Genomic DNA, 5642 nt, shown 5'->3' with positions numbered 1-5642 from the left:
GGCAGCATCGTGATGCTGGATTGCCAACAACGTCAGCTTTTTTCGGCTTCCGTTGTACAACAGATGTTCCGCTGTCCCCCCCCCCCTAAACTGCCTATCCGCTCAAGGAAAGTGAAGCAAACAGGCGGCAGCCGCCTACATGGCGGACATGCGACATAGCGATTTGATTTCCGCATAGCGGACAGCCAAGAAATGTCCATTAAACGGTAGTTTTCTAGACATGCTGAAAATTCCCATATTGGGCTATCGCAACCATAATTGTTCCGTTAACATTGGCGTCAGTTTTTCAACGTCCCGGTTGTGTCAATGAATCAGAGGATCGGCTACGCGCGGGTTTCCACGGAGGACCAGCATTTAGACCTGCAGCGTGATGCGCTTCAGCAGGCTGGTTGCCGTGTCATCTATGAAGAGGCGGCGATTGGCAAGAACGCTGTGCGCTTGGAGCTGGAGCAATGCCGGAAGGCGCTGCGCAGCGGTGATACGCTGGTGGTGTGGCGGTTGGATCGACTTGGGCGTAGCTTGCCTGATCTTGTGCAAATCGTGGCCGAGTTGGAATGTTTGGGAATTGGTTTCGAGAGCTTAACCGAGAAAATCGAAACGAACAGTGCGGCGGGCAAGTTGGTTTTTCACGTCTTCGCGGCCCTTGCGGAGTTTGAGCGTAGCCTGATCCGTGAACGCACTCACGCAGGGCTCGCTGCGGCACGTGCCAGAGGGCGTTCAGGTGGTCGGAAACCCAAGTTGGGGGAGAAGCAGGTGCGCGAGATTAAAGCTCTCTTGCGCGACCCAGAGATTCAGGTGGCGGCGGTGGCGCGGCAGTATGGTATTTCGAGAACTACTTTGTACAAGCACGTAGGGGCTGTGCTGCCGAACAAATCGCGTAATGCAGATTTTTAAATTCCCCACATGTACGAATTATTTTGATCTGCCGAATGTAGGCAAAACAGCAATAGCAGGGGTGCGACCCGCATTCCGTTCATTCATAAAAACTAACTACGGAATTTGATGTAATGCTCGGTCTTACGCTCAGAGAAGAATTTAGAGGCAAGCGCCTCAAAGGCACAGCTATCGAGCTGTCTAACGACCAGCAAACCGGCGCGACTCAAATTGCCGCCAAACAGTTTTTGGAAATTACTTATCCCACGCATGATTTGCTAAAAGGCATTGAGGCCGTTGGTCCTAATAAAGGTCGGCCTGTAGTCGTGATCGGCGAACGTGGCCTCGGTAAATCGCACTTGATGGCCGCGCTCTATCACGCGGTGACGGATCCGTCTTCGACCAGATCATGGCTCAACGCATGGGCAACTATCAATCTGCAGTTCGCACGCGTTTTGTTCAATTTCGACCTGCCGTGGAATCCGATGGATATGGAGCAACGCATCGGGCGCATCCATCGTTACGGCCAGAGCCATACCGCGCAGGTCTACAACTTGGTGCTGTCGGATACTATCGAAGGTCGCATCTTCCTATTGCTTGACGAGAAACTGATCGAGATCGCGCGTACCGTCGGTAAGGTGGATGAGCATGGCAATGTGGCCGAAGACTTACGTGCGCAGATTCTTGGTCAGTTATCAGAACGATTGAATTACGACCGTCTGTATCAGGAGGCGCTTTCCGACCCCGAATTAAAGCGAACACAGGTGGAATTAGAGGCTGCACTATCGAACTCCCGAGAGGCACGGCAGGTGGTGTTCGACTTGTTCCAAGACCTGGATGGTTTCAGTCTTGACGATTACAAACCTTTCTCTGACGTATCATCCAGCTTAGATCGTCTGGTTCATTTTCTGTCGGCGGCGGTCGTGGATCGTAAGCAGAAACTGATCAAGGTGAACGACGCGACATACGACCTCGTCAATGTCGATGGCGCCCCTAGCATTCAATTTACTCTGAGCCGCGAAGCTGCGACCAATCAGGATAATCTGCAACTGATGGGCTTGGATCATTCGTTGGTACAGGAGGAATTGACTCGCTGGCGTGGCCTGGCGCCAGAGGAAGTCGGTATTGCCGTGTTCGGCGACGTAGAAGAGCCGGTGCTGTTGTCTATATGGGTGGTTGAAGTATCTTCCGATAAGGGCGAGCGCCGCGTAATGATGCTGCCCATTGCCGTCAAACAAGACGGGACGCGTGTTCCAGCGGTCGAGCGTCTTTGTGAAACATACCTACAAGCATCCCCGACGACGCCTATCTTTCTGCCCGATCAGCGGAACGATCTGTTTACTCACATGGTAGAGCCAACCCTGCAACGGGAGCTGAGACATAGGGGGGATGCGAATGGCAACAAAAGTTATTCGGCAGAGTTAGTAGGTTACGTCGAAATCTCTAAGCAGGTAGGTTGAGACACCATAATTACATCATGATGGATGCCCAGTGTTGCTGGTTTCACCGTGTGCAGTCGTGATCGTACGTGTCAAAGCCTCTAATACTGCAATGGTATATGAAATCTGTCTTCTATCATAGCGTATGATTTTAAAGGTTATTTTGTTCTTATTAACAATCGATTGGGAAATAAATAAAGGCCACCAGACCCCGGCGGGGGTCTCTCTCTGCCCCTTCTAAGGTCATATTTTTTACTGAGAACAATCGAAAACCGACGTCAGTCCGAATGAATGTCCGCTGTTTTAATTTCTAAGCCACAACCGGACATTCCGCTTCCCCCCCCGTTGCCGTCGTTTTCTGCCGGGAAAAGGCTGCGGATTTTGGGTGCGTCCGGGCCTTTTAGAGTCAGAGGGCTGCGCGAAATTTCGTGACGGGTTGAGAGGGTGGGAGAGAGTCTCCTGTCCGCCCGTCATGGAGTTTTTCGCCATGGCGACCGCTATTCCCAAAATCAGCCTCAGTTCGTCCCGTGATATCCCGTTCAACCGGCTGGTCCTGTCCCAGTCCAATGTGCGGCGTGTGAAGTCCGGCCTGTCGATCGAGGAACTGGCCCGCGATATCGAGCGCCGCGGATTGCTGCAGAGCCTGAATGTCCGGCCAGTCGTTGACGATGCCGGGGTTGAGACCGGTACCTACGAAGTGCCGGCCGGTGGGCGTCGTTTTCGCGCGCTCGAACTGCTGGTGAAGCAGAAGAAACTGGCGAAAACGGCACCCGTGCCGTGCGTCGTGCGCGAGGCAGGGTCGGCCATTCTCGCCGAAGATGATTCCCTGGCCGAGAATGTCCAGCGGGTAGCCCTGCATCCGCTGGATCAGTTTCGCGCCTTTCGTGACATGCTGGAGAAGGGTATATCCGAGGAAGAAATCGCTGCCGCGTTCTTCGTCGCACCGACCGTGGTCAAACAGCGCCTGCGGCTGATGACGGTGTCGGACAAGCTGCTGGATATCTACGAGCAGGACGGCATGAAGCTGGAACAGTTGATGGCCTTTTCCATCAGCGATGACCATGCCCGTCAGGAACAGGTCTGGGAGATCGTGTCCCAGAGCCATAACCGCGAACCCTATGTCATCCGCCGCATGCTGACGGAAAAGACCGTGCGGGCTTCGGACGCCCGTGCCCGTTTCGTCGGGCTGGAGGCCTATATCGTAGCGGGTGGTCCCATCATGCGCGACCTGTTCGAGGCCGATGACGGCGGCTGGTTGCAGGATCCGGCCATTCTGGACCGGCTGGTCATGGAAAAGCTGCATGCAGCCGCCGAAGATATCCGTGCAGAGGGTTGGAAATGGGTCGAAACCGCCCTGTCATTCCCATGGGGCCACACACGGCAGTTTGCGGAGATCGATGGCACGGAAATGCCGCTGTCCGATGAGGAGACTGCCCGGCTTGCAGCCCTGCGCGCCGAGCAGGAAAGCATCGAGGCTGAATATGCCCAGGCTGATGAATACCCGGATGAGGTTGATGCAAGGCTGGGCGAGATCGAACAGGCCATCCTTGCCCTCGAAGAACGGCCTCTGGCGTTCGATCCCGCTGACATGGCGCGGGCGGGGGCCTTCGTAAGCCTCGCCAGCGATGGTACGTTGCAGTTGGAGCGGGGGTTTGTGCTCCCCGAGGACATGCCGGCTGAGCCGGAAGAGACCGATGATGCGGGCAACGCCGATCAATACAATTGCCCTGCGTATGATGGGCAGGAGCACGATAGCGCAGGCGATGGTTATCAGGAGGGGAAGAGCGATAGCATCTCTCCCGACGTGGAACCCGAGGAAGAAGACGGGATCAAGCCGCTGCCTGACCGGTTGCTTACCGAACTGACGGCCTGGCGCACGCTCGCCCTGCGGGACGCCTTTGCCAGCAACCCGCACATCGCGCTGACCGAACTGCTGCATACCTTGGTGCGCGATGTTTACTGGCAGACACCGGGTGCGGATTGCCTGGAAGCCTATGTCCGGGAAATCCCGCTGCCGGTCCATTCCTCCGACATGCCAGGCAGCCTGCCAGCCCACGCGCTGCGACAGCGTAACGATGGCTGGAAGCACGATCTGCCGGACGACGAAGACGCGCTGTGGCGCTGGATCGCCGGGCTGGATGATACCAGCCGCATGGCATTGCTGGCGCATTGCCTGTCCTTCGGGATTAACGCGCTCTATGAGCGCATGCCCGCCTATGGTGCGGTGTCCCAGCGCAGCGTGACCGAACGCCTCAAGCGGGCCAATCGACTGGCGTCGGCCCTCAGCCTTGATCTGATTGAGGCTGGCTGGCAGCCCACGGTCGAGAACTATCTCGGCCGGGTGACCAAGGCGCGCATCCTGCAGGCGGTGCGGGATGCACGTGGCGACGAAGCGGCTGACCGCATAGTTCATATGAAGAAGCCCGACATGGCGCGCGAGGCCGAGCGGCTGCTTGATGGTTCGGGCTGGCTGCCCGAGGCGTTGCGGACCGTGGGGCTGGCCGATCAGGCACAGGTTGAAACGGTGACGTCAGGCGGGGATATGGAGGCCATCGCCGCCGAGTGACGCAATGAGTTTTGGAATTGTGAGACAGCGGCTTCCGGTGCCCGGAAGCCGCTTTTTTCGTGTCCGGCATACCGGAAAGAGGGAGAGGTCGGCTTCGCCTTCTGTGCCGAATAACCGGCATAGAGGAGAGTTTTCCATGATCACAACCACCATCCTGTCCCCCGCGTCCCGTGGTGCCGCATCCGGCGGCTTCAGGATCGATCCTTCGCGTGGGGAGCGCAGTGCCCGCGTATCGTCCGAGTGGTTTTCCCGCCCCGATGACGAACGCTATCTGTCGCTGTCCGACCTGCATGCCGCGACCCTGGCGCGAGCAGATCGGGCCACGACCCGCACGGTGGAAAGCCGCGCCATTCGCGTGGAAGCCTCGCGCGACAATGCCGAGCGCCTGACCCTGACTGTACCGGGGCAGCAGGAGCCGATTGCCCCCACACACTGGTCGTTCGGCCAGATGTGCAGTCTGATCAGCGCGCCATCGTCCTACCTGCGTAACCTTCCGGCTCCACTGGCGGCGATCAATCTCCAGCACGGCCTGCTGTCACACCGGGTTGAACTGATCAAAACACTGGAAACCGAGGACGGCCGCGTGGAACTGCGCGCGGTCACCGGGCCAGATTACGGCCGCATCTGGGACCACGAACTGGTCGGCGCGGTGCGGAAAATTGCCGGTGACGGCACAGGTGATACCAACTGGAAGGTGCCCGGTGTCATCGACTGGGCGACCATGACCCATAATCCGTATGTGGATATCACGAAGGAGACGACGA

At 57.3% G+C, this 5642-nt stretch carries 3 protein-coding genes and 1 pseudogene; all 4 read left to right on the top strand.

The window, feature by feature from the left end:
* Positions 1-306: 306 nt before the first annotated feature.
* Positions 307-894 carry a recombinase family protein gene (locus AABE20_RS08530; RefSeq protein WP_338332677.1) on the top strand — a complete coding sequence of 196 codons (588 nt, stop codon included), beginning with the start codon at positions 307-309 and terminating at the stop codon, positions 892-894.
* 113 nt (positions 895-1007) lie between these two features.
* Complete coding sequence (locus AABE20_RS08525; RefSeq protein ID WP_197713591.1) at positions 1008-2333, top strand: helicase-related protein; 1326 nt, start codon at positions 1008-1010, stop codon at positions 2331-2333.
* A gap of 466 nt (positions 2334-2799) precedes the next feature.
* The gene (locus AABE20_RS08520) at positions 2800-4878 is read left to right on the top strand and encodes a ParB/RepB/Spo0J family partition protein (RefSeq protein ID WP_034932831.1); all 2079 of its coding nucleotides are present in this window, start codon (positions 2800-2802) and stop codon (positions 4876-4878) included.
* 136 nt (positions 4879-5014) lie between these two features.
* Positions 5015-5642, top strand: a pseudogene (locus AABE20_RS08515) (DUF932 domain-containing protein); the annotation flags it as partial.

Source organism: Acetobacter zythi, assembly GCF_963921165.1.
In the GTDB taxonomy this organism is placed as follows: domain Bacteria; phylum Pseudomonadota; class Alphaproteobacteria; order Acetobacterales; family Acetobacteraceae; genus Acetobacter.
This window is presented reverse-complemented; position numbering and strand designations above follow the sequence as displayed.

Coding starts and splice junctions, on each gene's coding strand:
- AABE20_RS08530 (WP_338332677.1), top strand. CDS start 307: ATGAATCAGAGGATCGGCTACGCGCGGGTTTCCACGGAGGACCAGCAT.
- AABE20_RS08525 (WP_197713591.1), top strand. CDS start 1,008: ATGCTCGGTCTTACGCTCAGAGAAGAATTTAGAGGCAAGCGCCTCAAA.
- AABE20_RS08520 (WP_034932831.1), top strand. CDS start 2,800: ATGGCGACCGCTATTCCCAAAATCAGCCTCAGTTCGTCCCGTGATATC.